Source organism: Acutalibacter caecimuris, assembly GCF_034335085.1.
Classification (GTDB): Bacteria; Bacillota; Clostridia; order Oscillospirales; family Acutalibacteraceae; genus Acutalibacter; species Acutalibacter caecimuris.
The window spans coordinates 1-15,488 of the sequence record NZ_JAWXXJ010000025.1; the positions used below are offsets into that span (position 1 = coordinate 1).

Consider the following 15,488-nt stretch of genomic DNA (forward strand, 5'->3'; position numbering starts at 1 on the left):
CAGCTGCGCTGGCATTACCGGCGCTATGGCAGGCAGGGCGGGGTGCTGCTTATGGACTTAAAGCAGTTTTTCCCCAGCGCCCCCCATAAGACCATTTACCAGCGCCACCAGCAGCTGATCCCCGACCTTTCCCTGCGGTGGCTTGCGGATACCATTATAGCCCATTCCCCGTGCCCCACGCCGGGGCGGGGTATGCCCCTGGGGGTGGAACCCAGCCAGCAGGAAATGGTGGCCCTGCCCAGCGCCGTGGACAACTGGCTCAAGTGCCAGAAAGGCATCCGCTGCTGCGGGCATTACATGGATGACTATTATGTGATCCTGCCGGACATAGGGGAGCTGAAAAAGCTGGCCCATGAGATGGTGCGGAAGTTTGCCGCCATCGGGGTGCCGGTGAACCAGCGCAAATGCAAAATTATCCCGTTTACAAAGCCTTTCAAATTCTGCAAGGCTAAGTTTCGCTTACTGGAAACCGGGAAAGTCATTGTAAACGGCTGCCGGGACGGCATGAAACGGGCGCGGCGCAAGCTGAAACTCTTTAAGAAGCAGGTGGAGGCGGGCAGGCGGGCCATTGAAGATGTAAAGCAATTCATGACCTGCCAGCTTGCCTACTACAAAAACTATAACGACCACGGGCGGGTGCTGCGGCTGTCCAGGCTGTGCTATGCTTTGTTTGGTGACATAATGGGAGGAAAACTGTGTTTAGAATTACCAAAGACGGGGCCAGCCTCGGCATGACCGAGGCCCCCACTTATATTAAGCGGGCACCCAATGGGTGCCTTGTTTTGTGCCCGGAAAACGAGGCCACGGGCATTGCCTGGGAGGGCAAAGTATACGGCCTGCTGGGCCGGGAGGAGCTGCCGGGTGTGCCCGCCATCATGCTGGAGCAGGTGGATGGCGGCGGGGAGCTGTACAAGGCCAGCGAAACGGGCGGCATTATGTTTGTCACACTGGCCGAGGGCGGGCAGATCGACCACGCGACTGCCGCCGAGCATACCGAGCTTTTTGCCCCCTGGGCCTGCCCGGTAAGCTATGCTGTAGGGCAGATACGCCAGCACGGCGGCAAGCTGTACAAATGCCTGCAAGCCCATACTTCACAAGAGGGCTGGACGCCGGATGCGGCCCCCAGCCTTTGGGTGGCGATATCCGACCCGGCAGAGGAGTGGCCCGCCTGGAGCCAGCCCATAGGGGCGCAGGACGCATACCCCCTGGGGGCCAGGGTAAGCCATAAGGAAAAGCGCTGGATTTCTACAGCGGACAATAATGTGTGGGAGCCGGGAGTATATGGCTGGGAGGAGGCCCAGGAGGATGGCGTATAAAAGATATATAGCCCGCCGCCGTGCCCGGTTCCAGGGTTTAAGCGGCCCGGTCAATCTGCCCTACGGCAGAGCCTTAGACTGCCGGGAGGGCTTTCTCTTTTGGAAAAACAGGAAGCTGTGCGCCGCCGCCAGCCAGAACACAAAAGATTATTTTGTCCAGAACGATGATGGGCTGGGCAAAATACGGGGTGACCTGGTGACGCTTATCCTGGCCCGCCTGGGGCCGCAGGAAGCCCGCAAAGGCAAGGCGGCGGCGCGGTGGGAAAAGGTATGGGCCGACCCTGTTTGTGGGCGCTATAAGCGGCCTGACAATGCGGAACACTGGCTCTGGAATGAGGCTTTTTACAATGCGCCGGTGGATGACCTGCGGCACATTGCAAGGCTGGTGGGTGTGAAAATTTAGAGAGGAAAAGCTGGGGTGACAGTTAATCGCAAAGCGATTTACTGTTTTCCCCGGCCTTTTTTCATATGTACAGAAAAGGGGGCGGTCAAAATGGGCGGCTTTCGGCCCTTGTAAAGGGCCTGTAAACGATGCAAAAATTACATTTACAAAGGAGAGATATTTCATGCTGGAAACTTCCAAGGCCGTGGCCATTATGCTCGTGTTCGCTATCCTGGTGCAGTTCCTGGTGGACAGGGTAAAGGACATCGTGGGTGAAAAGGTTATGGGGTATGTAAAAGCCCCGGTATGGGCCGCCCTGCTGGGCGTCCTGTTCGCGTTCCTCTTTAGGCTGGACGTGTTCGCCATGTTTGGCTACACGGCCCAACTGCCCGCCGTGGCCTATATCATGACGGGCCTTATTTTGTCCGCAGGGGCCGCGCCCATCCATGAGCTTATCGAGAAGGTGCGGGCCTCCAGGGACACAATCCTACTGCCCGGTGAAATTTTCGAGCCGGAGAAAGGGGCGCGGGATGAGTAACAGCGCTTTAAGCTGTATGCGGCAAATAAGCCCCAACCGCAACAGCCCCCGGAACCACAAAATCGACACCATCACCATCCATTGTGTGGTGGGTCAGATGGGCGTGGAGGCCCTGTGCAGCGAGTTCAGCCGCACATCTAAAGGGGCCAGCTGTAACTATGGCATAGGCTACGATGGCCGCATTTGCACCATTGTGGACGAAAGCGACCGCTCCTGGTGTTCCTCCAGCGCGGCAAATGACAACCGGGCCATTACCATTGAGTGCGCAAGCGATGCTATTTACCCTTACGCCATCAACGCCAATGTCTGGAAGTCCCTTATAGAGCTGTGCGCTGATATCTGCAAGCGCAACGCCATTCAGCGGCTGCTGTGGCAGGCTGACAAGGGGCTGGTGGGCCAAGTGAACCTCCAGAACATGACCGCCCACCGTTGGTTTGAAAACAAGTCCTGCCCCGGCGATTATATCTACAACCGGCTGGGGCAGATTGCCAAAGAGGTAAACCAGAAATTGAGCGGCGCTCCCGCTGGCCCCTTTAAGCCGTACCAAGGCCAGGTAAACGCCGATGACGGTCTTAACTGCCGCACGGCCCCGGTAAGCGGCTCGGTAATTAAAGCTTTCGAGGACGGTACGGTGCTCACCATTACCAAAGAGGACGGCAACTGGGGCTACTGCGGCGAGGGCTGGGTGTGCCTGGATTACATTAACAAAATTGCCTCGGCCAAAGACCCGGCGGCAAAGGAGGAAAGCATCATGGACGGCAAGCAGTTCAAGAAAATGTATGATGATATCAACCCCACCTACAACACCATTGATGAGGTGCCCAGCTATTGGCGGGACGATATCCGGGAGCTGGTGGAGAAAGGTATTATCTCCGGCGTGGGTGGCGGCAAGCTGGGCCTGACTCACAGCGACTGCAAGGCCGCTGTGCTTGCCAAGCGGATCGCGGAAAAGCTGAAATAACCTGCTGCCCTTTGGTAGTCCGTCCGAGGATTCTGCCCCTTAATTTTTATGAAGGGATGGACTATGATATGGACAGCTTTATGGGCTGGATTGGCGGCAAGCGTACCCTGCGCAAGGCCATTTTAGAGCGCTTCCCCACGGACAAAGTGGAGCGGTATATTGAGGTATTCGGTGGCGCGGCCTGGGTGCTTTTCGCCAAGGAAAAACAGGCGGGCCAGCTGGAGGTCTATAACGATATCAACGGCGATTTGGTGAACCTGTTCCGTTGTGTAAAGTACCACTGTGGGGAGCTGCAGCGGGAATTTGACTGGCTGCTTTCCTCGCGGGAGCAGTTCTTTGACTATGTGGCCCAGGCCAATATGCGGGGCCTTACAGACATTCAGCGGGCCGCCCGGTTTTTCTATGTGGTAAAGCTGAGTTTCGGCAGTGAGCACAGAACCTATGGAACCAGCAAAAAGATGGTGGACAATGCTGTCGAACGTCTTGCCTCCATAAAAGAACGCCTCCGGGGCGTGAACATAGAGCACAAGGACTATGCCGACCTTATCCGGGTATATGACCGCAAGGCTGCGCTGTTCTACCTTGACCCGCCCTATATTGGCACTGAGGGGTACTATGACAGCCCCTTTACCCCGGATGACCACCAGCGTTTAAGAGCCGCCCTGGAGCCTCTTAAGGGCCGTTTTATCCTCTCTTACAATGACTGCCCCCAGGTGCGGGAATTGTATAAAGGCTATACCATCGAGAGGGTAGAGCGCAGGGAAAACCTGTCTGGCAACGGGAAAAACAAAAAAAGCTATGCGGAAGTGATTATCTGTAACTACTAAAAGCGGGAAAAAATCCCATTTTTCGGGATTCTTTCCCATTTTTAAGGCAAATAGGTGAGATACTGGTAAAATATCCCTAAAGGGGTATAAAGGATGATAAAAAATCATCTCTCCAGAATCCTCGGCGAACGCCGCTGGACACAGACAAAGCTGGCCGCCATGACAGGGATACGCAAATCCACTATAAGCGATCTATACAACGAGATGGCCGAGCGTATCAGTTTTGACCAGCTGGACAGAATCTGCGAGGCTTTAGACTGCACCCTGCCGGAGCTGTTGGAATACATACCAAACCCGCAGCCGAAAACAGGGGAAAACCTGATCCTGGAGGAGCATGGAAACCGCAAGAAAAAGTCAAGCTGATTTTCCAAAAAGTAAGGGCGCTTAAACGGTTTATTTTACCGCTTAAACGCCCTTCTTTTTTTCTCAAATTATCTGAAAATCTTTCTCGGTTTTTTTGCAAAGCTACAGAGTAGTTTTTGGCTTTGCACAACGAAATCATTTGCTAAACAGAGAAGGGACGGGCGTTGGCCCGCCCCTTTTCCTGTTGTGCCCACGCGGCTTGCGAAACCGCCCGGAATGTGGTATACTGGGGGCAACCGAAAACTTTGCGAAAGGGAGGGGGAACTATGCCGGTTGTTGACCTGCATACCCATAGTACGGCCTCGGACGGCGAGTGCACGCCTACGGGGCTTGTGCGGCGGGCCAAGGCCAGGGGCCTTACCGCCATGGCACTGACCGACCACGACACCTTTGCCGGTACCCAGGAGGCGTTGGAGGCCGGGGAGGAGGCGGGTATCCGGGTGCTGCGGGGGATTGAATTGGGGGCCAAGGAGCACAAGAACCTGCATTTGCTGGGGTATGGGTTTTCCCCGGCGGACGAGGCCCTGACAGGGCTTTGCGCCGGCTTGCGGGAAGGGCGGAACGGGAGGAAGTTCCGCATACAAAGCTTTTTGGCGGAGAAGGGCGTGGACATCGACCTGGCAGAAGTGGAGGCCATGGCCGGGGGCAAGAACATCGGCAGGCCCCATTTTGCCAGGGTGCTGGTGCAGCACGGTTTTGTGCAGGACGTGCGGGAGGCCTTTGCGCGCTATCTTGACACAGAAGAGTACCAGCGCATCGAACGTCCCAAGCCCAGCGCGAAAGAGTGCGTTGCCGCGTTGAAGGGGGCAGGGGCAAAGGTTTCGCTGGCGCACCCCTATCAACTGGGGATGGAGGATAGCGAGTTGGAGGCGCTGGTCCGGGCGCTAAAGGGCTATGGGCTGGACGCCATTGAGTGCTATTACCCGAAACATACCCCGGCGCAGCAAGCCTTTTACCTGGAGCTGGCCCGGAAATATGGGCTGTATGTGACAGGCGGCAGCGACTTCCACGGGGAAACGGTAAAGCCGGGGATTGAGTTGGCGCGCTTTGCACTGGATATCAGTTGGCTGGTTTGAATATGCAGGGTTGCGCCTGGGAACCGGTTAGCGCAAAGAAAGCCCACCTGTTGGCATACAGGTGGGCTTTCTTGCGGGATGAACTACGCCGGGGTTTCCCTTACAGGGAGGATAACGCGGGAGGGATGCTGGGGCCCGGTCAGGACCGTCTGCCGGGCGGTTTGTACGTTGGCCTGCGTGGCCCAGCAGCCGGGGAGGTTGGAGTGGGCCGCGTACTGGGGGAAGTCGGACGAGGAGATATCCAGCCGGAGGCGGGAACCGGGCTGGAGCTGGTAGGCGGCAGCCCACATGGAGATGGTAAGTTTCCTGGTTTCACCGGGGATGTAGGGCGTTTCATAGGCCAGGGTGGTAATAGAGCCCCGGATGTGGTAGGCTTTCCCGTCCGGGGTGACTTCGATCAGCTTGGCGGTAAACGCGGTGTCTTCGGCGCTGCTTTGCACATAAAGCTCTACTTGGGCCTCGCCCAGCAGGGTCAACGCCGCCGGGAGGGGCGCGGAAAGGAAACTGACCACATCCGGCCGCCAATCGGGTTCGGGTTGCAGGAGGCTGCCTACATCCTGGGAACTGGCGAACAGGGACTCGGCCCCATGGGAGGGGACAGGGTCATGGGGGTCATAGGTATAGCTGACCGTGCCCCCGGCGCCCGGCTGGGGGCATAGGGCGCGGGTCGCCGCGTCCAGCAGGAACAGCCGCCGGGTTTGCGGGCGGGGGATATCCCGGAAAGACTGCCAGGTATCTTCGCCGGTGATATACAGGTCTACCCGGCGCTGGGGGCGTTTCTTTTCCAGAAGGGTTTCCCCAAACCAGTCCAATACCTGGTGCACCTCTTGATTGCGCAGGTCTTTTTGGATCCTGCCATCAGCACAGGGCTGGAAACTGTGGTTCCAGCAGCCGACGATCAGCCGGCTATGGGCCGCTGCCGCCGGCGAGAGGTTCTCAAAGGATTGCAGCGCGCTGCCAAGATGGTGGTCGTACCAGCCCTCTACTATGCAAACCGGGACGGCCAGCTTGCTAGGGGCATCGGACATAAAGCGCCAAAAACCCTGGTTCCAGTAAGGGTTCCCCCGGTGGGTGTTGGTGACCCATTCCCGGTACCAGGGCAGCTTGCCGCCCCAAAGCGCCTGGTCTACTTCCACATGGGGGCGGTACCGGCAGGACTCCAAATAGCCGGCCTGGATTTCCCGCCCGGCATTCCCCATAGCCCATGCGGTGAGGATATCATGGCGGAACAGGCCGCTTTGGTAGGCGGAGGTGAAACGCTCGGTACCATAGTGGGAGAGCAGCATGGACTTAGCCTTAGGCGGCAACACCCCGGTAATAGCCCAGCCGGTGGAGGCCAAATAGGAGCAGCCCCAATAGCCGATACTCTCTACCCAGGCGAGCCCATCTGCCCAGCGGATAAAAGCGGCCCCGTCCGCGGGCTCATTTACGTTGGGTTCCCATTGGCCTTCCGAGCCGCCGGTACCCCGGCAATACTGGCAAATGTAGGCATAGCCCCGTTTGGCCAGTTCCCGGCCGTGGATACGGTAGGCCTCATGGGCCATAGGGTAGCAACTGCGCTGGACAATGGCAGGCCAGGGGCCTGTCCCCGCGGGCCGGAACCAGAAAGTCCGCAGGCGGGCCCCGTCCGGGCAGGGGATATAGTCCTCCCCTTCCTCCACGGCGGGGTATTGCACAGGCACAGGGGAGCTTGCGTAGCTGTCCAGGATGGCTTGCAGCCGTTTATCCATACAGGTGGCCTCCTTATAGGGTGATACTGCCGGTTAACACTGCCACGGCCAGCATGGCCAGGGTGAGCGCGAAGGCAAAGGGAATGGTCTTTTTTTGATGCTCGCCCAAATCCACCCCGGCTAGGCCCACCAGCAGGAAGGTGGCGGGGGAGAGGGGGGACACCGGGAAACCCGTGGTCATCTGCCCCAAAATGGCCGCCCGGCCAACCATCAAGGGGTCGACCCCAAAGCCTTTTGCGGTTTCTCCCAAAATAGGCAGCACGCCGTAGTAGAAGGAGTCAGGGTCGAACAGCAGGGAGGCGGGCATGGAGATTACGCCGGTGATCAGCGGGAAGAAACGGGCCAGGGAGTTGGGCATGACAGAAACCAGGGCCTGGGCCATGCCGTCGATCATCCCTGAGCCCTTCATGATACCGCAGAAACAGCCAGCGGCAAACAGTACGGAGCACATCATCATGGCGCTTTGGGCGTGGGCATCTACCCGGGCTTTGGACTGCTCTACATGGGGATAGTTGATGACAGTAGCCAGTATGTAGAACACCATAAACACCACCGCCGGGGCCAGGCCCGATACCAGCAGGCTGACAATGGCCAGGATAATAAGGCTAAGGTTGACCCAAAACAGTTTGGGCCTGAGCAGGGCTTGCTGTTCGGGGGTCAATGCCTGTTCCTGGTAGGCCCCGCTGGCCAGGGTGAGCCGGCCGGCGCGGGACTTTTCCCACAGGCCCAGCAGGAGGGCAAAGCCCAGCACACACACCAGGCCCACCCCTATGGCGGGCAGTACCGGCAGGAAAAAGCCCACCGGGTCACCGGCACCTAAGGCGCTGGCTGCCCGGATGGTGGGGCCGCCCCAGGGCAGGATGTTCATGGTGCCTGCCGAGAGGGCCACGGTGGTGGCCAGGGTAGTGCGCTTCATGCCCATTGCATCGTACAGGGGGACAAGGGGCGGTACGCAGATCAGGAAAGTCACGGCCCCGGAGCCGTCCAGATGGACGCACATGGCCAGCAGGGCTGTGCCCAGGGTGATAAGCAGGGGGTTAGAGCCCATGTGCTTGATGATGCCGCCAATAATAGGGCGGAACGTGCCGGCATCGGTAAGTACACCAAAGAACAGGATGGAAAACAGGAACATAACCCCTGTGGCTGCCACGGAGCCAATGCCCTGGGTACCGACGACCATGCCGCCCAGGTTTTGGGCATTGGCCCAGAAATCCACCTGGCCAGGAGCCGATTCCGGGTCAGTAACGGTAAAGGCGCAGGCGATCAGCCCCGTCACCAGGGGCACGGCAATCAGCGCTACGGTGGGGGTCAGCTTTTTCCAAATAATCAGCGCAAGCATCAGGGCGACGGTGAGAAAGCCCAGAAAAGCCAGCATAGAAAATCGCTCCTTTTTAGCGGGGAATGGCTGCCGGGATAGGGGTTACTCTTTTACATAGATGAAAGAGGCGCCGCCGAGCTGGGCGCGTTCCAAGGTGCCAAGCTGGGCAAACTGGCTACCCTCTACGCTGGGGGCCCAGCCAAACCCGGCCAGATCGGGCATAATTTGGGCATCACCCGCCAGGATATGCTCGGAAAGTGCAATGTAGTCATCGATATAGCTTTTGTGGAGCTGGGGGCCGTTATGGGCGGGATAGATGGTATCGAACTCGTCCCAGTGGGCTTTCAGCTTTTTCATATTGGCCATGTGGTTGGACAAAACCTCTTTGAGAGGCAGCAGTTCATTGCGGACAAAGAGGAGCACTTGGCCGGCTTCCAGCTCATCGCCGGCATAGAGGGCGCGGTTGGAGCGGTCCAGCAGGGCAATGCTGCTCTCATGATGGGCGGGGATTTCCAGCACCTCCAGTTGGCGGCCGCCCAGGTCAAAGATATGGCCCTCACGCACGGTATGTACCTGGTAGTTGGGGAAGGGCTTTTTGTCAAAATCTGCCTGCATTTCGGGGTTAAAGGCTTTTTTCATGGTGGCTTCGGCGCCGGGGCCGGCATAGGCCTCTTTCCACCAGGGGTTGCCGCCGGTATGGTCAAAATGACCGTGGGAATTGACTACGATGACGGGCTTTTTGGTGATACCCTCTACAAATTCCCGTAAATTGCCTACGCCATAGGCTGTATCGAACAGAAGGGCTTTTTCCTCGCCGATAACCAGATAGCAGTATACCCCGCCCATAAAGCTGATGGTCCAGGTGTTGGGGGCGGTCATCCATTTGCCGTACAGGAACCCGCGCTCTGTGATGTTTGCACTACGATACTCCATTTGTGATGCCTCGCTTTGTAAAAATTGATGAAAATAGGGGGGTGAAGAAAATTTCCCTAATAGGGTCTTGTCTATTATAGCAGGTTTTTCGGAGAAATCAAAGAGGTTTTGGGCTACTTTTTTAAAAAAATGGGAGGGAGATCCGGGGAGGGGAAGGGGGCGGGGTGTAAAGCGGCGGGCTTGTCAAAACCCCTGGAATACCGGTAGGTATCCAGGGGGTATTGGCCGGGTAATAGGGGGATATTGGCGGGATAGCAGGCAGATAGGAGGGCGGTATCCGCGGGGTATTGTGTGGTATTGCGGGGCTTTTTTGTTTGTGGGGTGTTTGTGGGGGCCGGGTGATAGGTGGGGGAAGGTGATGGGGAATGGACAGGAGAGAGGAAGGCGGGGAAGTGGGGGCGGGGTTAGCCGTGGGGGAAGGGGAAGGAGGGCCGGGTAATGAAGGTGTGGGAAGTTGAGGGGGGATTGGGTGGGAGAGAGGGGAAGTGGGTTGGGGGTGTTCGTGGGGAGAGGGGAGGGTGGGTGTGCGGGGAGGGTATGGGAAAACTGGGAGAAATGGTGTGCTTTTTGACATATGCCTTTTGGGCGGGGGAGGGGCGGAGGCGGTAGGGCAAAAAGCTAAAAGAATTGCCGGCAGGGCCTGATAAGTTTTAGAATGAAATTCGACAAGAGGTTTTAAGCCTCTGCCGAATTTCTTTTTTTATTGAAATAGCAGAGAAAAAGAGAGCGTGCAGAGTGTAGAAACTCTGACACGCTTATTTTTTACCATTAAGCAGAAAGGAGCGGGGACGGTGGCAAGGAAGTATAAAAGATTACGCTATGAGGACAGACGGACAATAGAAAAGATGCTTAAGGCTGGCGACAGCGTAGTAATGATTGCAGGAGCGCTGGGAGTGCATAGAGATACGATTTACAAGGAACTTAACCGCAGCGGCACAGACCAGCACACATATACAGCAGACGTAGCGCAGGCGACACTTTAAACCCAGAGGGGCAACGAAAGAGAGGTAAACAGTATGGCAGCAGTAATGATGCAGGCACACGGCACAGAAACAATGATAGTAAAGGACGGCAATAAGTATAGCGCAGATTTCAGATATAAAAATGTTGATTATGAGCAGGACGAGTATAACGGCAGATGCTATTTTCTTGATACGTCAAGAAGTTTTACCAGCCAAGTAGCCAGAGAGGGCGGCTTAGTGCGCAGGCGAATAAGCAGGGCTGCATATGAAGAGGCAAAGGCAGCAGCTATTAAGGTAGTTGAGCAGGCAGCGGCACTGGAAGAGGCGGCAAAAGGGACGCAGGAAGAGTGGGAAAAAGCGCTTGATTTGTTCGGGGAGTATCTGACGGGAGAGCAGGAAGAGCCGAAACGCCAGAAAGTGAGAGAGCCATACACAAGGGAAGAGTTAGAGGCTGTATATGACAGAAAGATAGAGGCAGAGGTTAGGCACTGGGGAGAGCATAGTTTCTGGGCGAACATGGCAAGGGAAGTGAAAGCAAAAAGGCTGGAAGAGTTTGACGCTGGCAAGGTAGTGGGCGTATACAGCAGCGAGTACCACGCAGACGGCATGGACTGGGCAGACAATTACTATAGCGACGGTACGACAGATAAGAGCTGTTACGGCTATTCAGATTGAAACGAAAGAGAGGTAAACACAATGGCACGCACAAGGGTAGTACCGACAGAGGGATTATTAAGCGATTTGGAGTATACCAGCGCGATAGTAAGCTACTCAAACGGGATAGACAGCACGGGGGCGCTGTACTGGGCGGTTAAGAATTTCCCAAAAGAAAAGATATATCTGCTTTATTGTGATACTGGCTGCGAGTATCCAGAAAACGTAGCACTGTTTTACAAGGTGGCGGCGTTCATGGGAGTTAAGCCCGTTCTGTTATCGGATACCAGAGGCTTTTTAGGGCTGCTGCTGAATGAGCGGCTTAAGTTTCCAGATATGAAAAACAGATGGTGTACGGCTTATCTGAAAACGGCGGTAACTGACAAATGGATACGGCAGCATAGGCAGCAGCTAGGCGCAAAGTGCTTATTTGTATCTGGGGAGCGCAGGGACGAAAGCACGGGGCGGGCAAAGCTGCCAGAACTGGAATATCACAGCACGACGCTTAAGACAAAGCGGGTAGCAGATTTTACGTGCCATTGGTACAGACCTTGCCTAGATTATGAAAAAGGCAAAATGTTTGAGCAGGGTAGGGAGCTTAAGCTAGAGCCGCACCCGTGCTATGAATACGTCGGTAGGTGTAGCTGTATGTTTTGTATGTTTATGCCAGAGTGCCACGCCGCAGAGAATATGAAGAGATACCCAGAAATGGCGGCAGAGTATGTACGGGCAGAAATGAAGATACAGCACACATGGAAAAAATGCGGGCTGCGAGCCTGCTTTATCACTTGATAAAAGTATTAGCTTTAGGACAAGACTACCCAAAAAGGAGTAAAAAAATATGCCATACGTTGAGAGGATTACAAGGGCGGGTAAAACGATAGAGATAGAGCGTTCTATACTGGAAGAGGGGGAAAAGAGGACACATTTATATTACTGCCACCCGTATAGCAGCTGGGAGCGTGGCACGAATGAGGTAACAAATAAAATGGTACGGCGCAAAGTGCCAAAGGGGACAAACTTTGACGACAAGACCGACGAGGAAATAGAGGAAATAGAGAGTTGGATAAACGGATACCCACGCAGGATACATGGCTACCGTTCTGCTGGGGAGCTTTTCACAGAAGAGCTGGAAAAGCTGGCTTAATATCAGATACAGCGGCTTTGAGAGGCTGGCAGCAGTGGCAGCCTTAAAACTGCGCCCATTCCAGCAAAAGGGAGTTTACAAGGCGGGCGCACTCTGGTATAGTGAGGGTAGCACATCTGCTGTATTTCATTCTGTATAGTTAAATTCTACAAAATACCCACTACCCAATTAGTAAATATGCCGAAAGTGAAAAATTGTTCAAAAAAAGGTTGAAATTTTTATTGCCGGCAGGGCCTTGCGGATTTAGGGCAAATATGGTAAAATAAGGGAAAATGAGGGAACTGTCAAAAGGCACACTTTAAGACAGTAGCAAGTTCACTTATTATGTTGAGGAGGCATTGTATGAAAAAACGACTGCTTGCCCTATTGCTGGCCCTGTGTATGTTGGCGTCTTTGCTGCCAACCGCTGCCTTGGCGGCCGGGCAGAACCGCTTTAACGACGTGAAGGACAACGACTGGTTTTATGACCCGGTCCAGTTTATGTACAGCAATGGGTACATGAGCGGCACCGGCGCCAACACCTTTTCGCCGGGCACCACCACCACCAGGGGGATGATGGTTACGGTGTTGTACCGCCTGGACGGCGAGCCGGCGGACATAGGCGACAAAAGTTTCAGCGACGTGACGTCCGGGTTCTTTGTGGACGCGGTAATCTGGGCGGCGTCCAACTTGATTGTTGTGGGCTATGAGGACGGGCGCTTTTTGCCCAACAACTCCATTACCAGGGAGCAGATGGCCCTGATCCTCTACCAGTACGCCAAACATAAGGGCTACGACACCTCGGCCTCGGCCAACCTGGACGTGTTCCCGGACGGGCACAAGACCAGCTCTTGGGCACGGGAGGCCTTGGCCTGGGCCAACGCCGAGGGCATCATCAACGGCAGCAAGGAGGGCGGCCGCACGCTGCTGAACCCCTCCGGCTGGGCTACCCGCGCCCAGTTGGCCACGGTGTTCTTTACCTTTGTGCAGAAAGTGATCCAGAACACCTGCTATGTCAACTTTATGCTGAATGCCCCGGATGACGGCACCCCCAGCGGCGGCATATGGGAGCAGCAACGGGTGGCCAAGGGCGATACCTGCGCCCGGCCAAGCCGGGACCCCGCTTTTGAGGGCTACGTATTTAAGGGCTGGTACAGCATAGACGGGCAACCCTTTGACTTTACCACGCCCATTACTGGCGATACCACGGTGGAGGCCCGCTGGGAGAAAGCGGACCCGGACAGCTATATGGTTACGTTTGACCTGAACTATGAGGGCGCGGGCAACCCCTATTTGGCCTTGGTGCAGCCCGGTGAGCCCGTTACCGCCCCCGCCCAGCCCAGCCGGGAAGGGTATAAGTTTTTGGGGTGGTTTACCAAGGTCCAAGGCGGCGAACAATATGTGTTCGACAAGGCTGTGCATGGGAACCTCACCCTGTATGCCCAGTGGGCGGAAACCGTTACCCATACGGTAAGTTTTGACCTGAATTACCCCGGCGCCGGGGTGTACAAGACCCTGGAGGTGGCGGAGGGCCAGACCTGCGCCGCGCCCAATGAGCCGGGGCGGAGGGATTATATCTTTGCCGGTTGGTACAGCGGTAAGGACGGGGGGGAGAAGTTCGACTTTAGCACCCCGATTACCGGGGACACCGCGCTGTTTGCCCACTGGGTGTATGACGGGGTCAACTATGCGAACCCGTACCAGCAGACCACGGACAGCCGCTGCCCGGTCACTTTGTACACCAACGACCCCCTGAAGACTTTTTCCATGATGGGCAAGCCCTATGCCCAGGGGATTACCTTTACGGCGAGCTCCTGGAGTGCCGCCAGCGAGGCCGCTTACAGCCTGGAGGGGCAGTATGAACTGATGACCTTTAAGCTGGGCTCTTTGGACAACCGGGGGACGGCCGGGTCTACTTTGTACATCTACGCGGACGGGGAACTGGTGGACACCATAAAACTGGCCTGGAATATGCCCACCTATTTCTACAGCCTGAACGTGAAGGGCGTGACGCAGCTACGGTTCTACCGGGAAACCGACGGCTATACCTATGGCTACGGCATGGCGGATACCATTTTGTATACGGCGGAGGATGTGGCCGCGGAGGGCCTGACGGTGCCGGACTCCCACAGCGCGGTGTATTGGGAGGACACCAACCTTTCTACACAGGAGCGGGCGCTGCCCTATCAGTACACCACGGACAGCCGCTGCCCGGTCACCCTGTACGACGGCGACCCGCTGAAGGGCTTTGCCATGATGGGGAACCTCTATACCCAGGGCATCACCTTTACGGCGAGTTCCTGGAGCGCCGGCAGCGAGGCAGCCTTTAACCTGGGCGGGGATTTTGAGCAGTTCTCGGCGGTGATTGGCCATATAGACAACCGGGGCGGCGCGGGCTCGACCCTGCACGTGTACGCGGACGGGCAACTGGTGGAGAGCCTGGAGCTGACGGAAACCATGTCCTGTGTGGCGTATTGCCTGAACGTGCGTGGCGTGAATCAGTTGCTGTTTGTACGGGAAACCAGTGGCTATACCTATGGCTACGGCATGGCGGACATTACCCTTTCCACCTCGCCCCTGGACACGCAGCCGTTGGAATCGGCCAAAACCGCGGTGCTGCGGAGCAACCTGGAGGGGACGGCGCAGATACTGCCCTACCAGTATACCACGGATAGCCGCTGCCCCGTTACCCTTTACACCGGCGACCCGAATAAGTCCTTTACCATGATGGGCCGGGCGTATACAGAAGGGTTTACCTTTACCGCCAACAGTTGGGGCGCGGACAGCCAGTGGCAGTTTAACCTGGGCGGCGCGTATACGCGGATGACCTTTACCGTGGGCCACCTGGACAACAGCGGGGACACCAACAATACCCTGTACATCTACGGGGACAAGGACAGCGAGGGCAACCCGGTGCTGCTGCAAACGGTGGAACTGGCCTTTAATGGGGCCAACCAGGAGATTACTTTGGACGTGAGCGGCGTGAATAACCTGCGCATGAGCCAGACGCCCCATGGGTACCGTTACGGCTACGGCATTGCCAACATTGCTTTACAGTAAGGGACGGGCATAGCCCGGAACCGCCCGCCAGCCTGTGGGTTGGGGGGCGGTTTTTTGTGGGGGTTGATGGTAGGGGGCCATCCGGGAGCAGGCCCCCTATGGGGTGCGCTGTGGCTATGGTGCCGCCCACGCTGCTTTACAGGTAGGGACGGGCATAGCTTGAAACCGCCCGCCAGCCTGTGGGTTGGGGGGCGGTTTTTTGTGGGGTTGATGGTAGGGGGCCATCCGGGAGCAGGCCCCCT

Annotated in this window: 16 protein-coding genes; 13 read left to right on the plus strand and 3 right to left on the minus strand. The window is 56.6% G+C overall.

Annotated elements, in window-relative coordinates; genetic code table 11:
- From U8U01_RS13335 to U8U01_RS13370, 8 genes are all read left to right on the plus strand, one after another.
- The coding region (locus U8U01_RS13335; protein ID WP_322175093.1) for a reverse transcriptase domain-containing protein at positions 1-735 on the plus strand (735 nt) is incomplete at its 5' end.
- Complete coding sequence (locus U8U01_RS13340; protein ID WP_322175095.1) at positions 696-1,316, plus strand: carbohydrate-binding protein; 621 nt, start codon at positions 696-698, stop codon at positions 1,314-1,316. The genes U8U01_RS13335 and U8U01_RS13340, both read left to right, overlap by 40 nt.
- The gene (locus U8U01_RS13345; RefSeq protein ID WP_322175097.1) at positions 1,306-1,719 is read left to right on the plus strand and encodes an isoaspartyl peptidase; all 414 of its coding nucleotides are present in this window, start codon (positions 1,306-1,308) and stop codon (positions 1,717-1,719) included. Before U8U01_RS13340 ends, U8U01_RS13345 begins: the two co-directional genes overlap by 11 nt.
- A gap of 163 nt (positions 1,720-1,882) precedes the next feature.
- Positions 1,883-2,236: a hypothetical protein gene (locus U8U01_RS13350; RefSeq protein WP_322175100.1), complete on the plus strand. Its 354-nt coding sequence runs from the start codon at positions 1,883-1,885 to the stop codon at positions 2,234-2,236.
- Positions 2,229-3,197 carry an N-acetylmuramoyl-L-alanine amidase gene (locus tag U8U01_RS13355; protein ID WP_322175101.1) on the plus strand — a complete coding sequence of 323 codons (969 nt, stop codon included), beginning with the start codon at positions 2,229-2,231 and terminating at the stop codon, positions 3,195-3,197. The genes U8U01_RS13350 and U8U01_RS13355 overlap by 8 nt, the downstream gene beginning before the upstream one ends.
- A 68-nt stretch (positions 3,198-3,265) precedes the next feature.
- Entirely contained in the window at positions 3,266-4,024 is a 759-nt protein-coding gene (locus U8U01_RS13360; protein WP_322175182.1) for a DNA adenine methylase, read from the plus strand.
- A gap of 93 nt (positions 4,025-4,117) precedes the next feature.
- Positions 4,118-4,387 carry a helix-turn-helix domain-containing protein gene (locus U8U01_RS13365; RefSeq protein WP_322175103.1) on the plus strand — a complete coding sequence of 90 codons (270 nt, stop codon included), beginning with the start codon at positions 4,118-4,120 and terminating at the stop codon, positions 4,385-4,387.
- 266 nt (positions 4,388-4,653) lie between these two features.
- Positions 4,654-5,463, plus strand: a complete 810-nt coding sequence (locus U8U01_RS13370; RefSeq protein ID WP_322175106.1) for a PHP domain-containing protein — start codon at positions 4,654-4,656, stop codon at positions 5,461-5,463.
- Positions 5,464-5,546: 83 nt separating this feature from the next.
- On the opposite strand, the gene U8U01_RS13375 is transcribed toward U8U01_RS13370, so the two are convergent.
- Genes U8U01_RS13375 through U8U01_RS13385 form a run of 3 tightly spaced genes read right to left on the minus strand, consistent with a single transcriptional unit; the run spans position 5,547 to position 9,444 of the window.
- Positions 5,547-7,193 (minus strand): CocE/NonD family hydrolase, encoded by a 1,647-nt coding sequence (locus U8U01_RS13375; protein ID WP_322175109.1) that lies wholly within the window; start codon positions 7,191-7,193, stop codon positions 5,547-5,549.
- Positions 7,194-7,206: 13 nt separating this feature from the next.
- A complete protein-coding gene (locus U8U01_RS13380; RefSeq protein WP_322175112.1) occupies positions 7,207-8,568 on the minus strand; it encodes a CitMHS family transporter in 1,362 nt (453 codons plus the stop codon).
- A gap of 45 nt (positions 8,569-8,613) precedes the next feature.
- Positions 8,614-9,444 (minus strand): MBL fold metallo-hydrolase, encoded by an 831-nt coding sequence (locus tag U8U01_RS13385; protein WP_322175114.1) that lies wholly within the window; start codon positions 9,442-9,444, stop codon positions 8,614-8,616.
- A gap of 791 nt (positions 9,445-10,235) precedes the next feature.
- Between U8U01_RS13385 and U8U01_RS13390 the strand changes: the two genes are divergently transcribed.
- The 5 genes from U8U01_RS13390 to U8U01_RS13410 all read left to right on the plus strand — a co-directional run bounded on the left by U8U01_RS13390 (position 10,236) and on the right by U8U01_RS13410 (position 15,246).
- Entirely contained in the window at positions 10,236-10,427 is a 192-nt protein-coding gene (locus U8U01_RS13390; RefSeq protein ID WP_120436414.1) for a helix-turn-helix domain-containing protein, read from the plus strand.
- A gap of 33 nt (positions 10,428-10,460) precedes the next feature.
- Positions 10,461-11,081, plus strand: coding sequence for a hypothetical protein (locus U8U01_RS13395; RefSeq protein WP_120436359.1), 621 nt, complete (start codon positions 10,461-10,463; stop codon positions 11,079-11,081).
- A gap of 21 nt (positions 11,082-11,102) precedes the next feature.
- The gene (locus U8U01_RS13400; RefSeq protein ID WP_322175118.1) at positions 11,103-11,852 is read left to right on the plus strand and encodes a phosphoadenosine phosphosulfate reductase domain-containing protein; all 750 of its coding nucleotides are present in this window, start codon (positions 11,103-11,105) and stop codon (positions 11,850-11,852) included.
- Between the two features lie 49 nt (positions 11,853-11,901).
- Entirely contained in the window at positions 11,902-12,207 is a 306-nt protein-coding gene (locus U8U01_RS13405) for a hypothetical protein (RefSeq protein WP_322175120.1), read from the plus strand.
- A gap of 342 nt (positions 12,208-12,549) precedes the next feature.
- Positions 12,550-15,246, plus strand: a complete 2,697-nt coding sequence (locus U8U01_RS13410; RefSeq protein WP_322175122.1) for an InlB B-repeat-containing protein — start codon at positions 12,550-12,552, stop codon at positions 15,244-15,246.
- Positions 15,247-15,488: the final 242 nt, after the last annotated feature.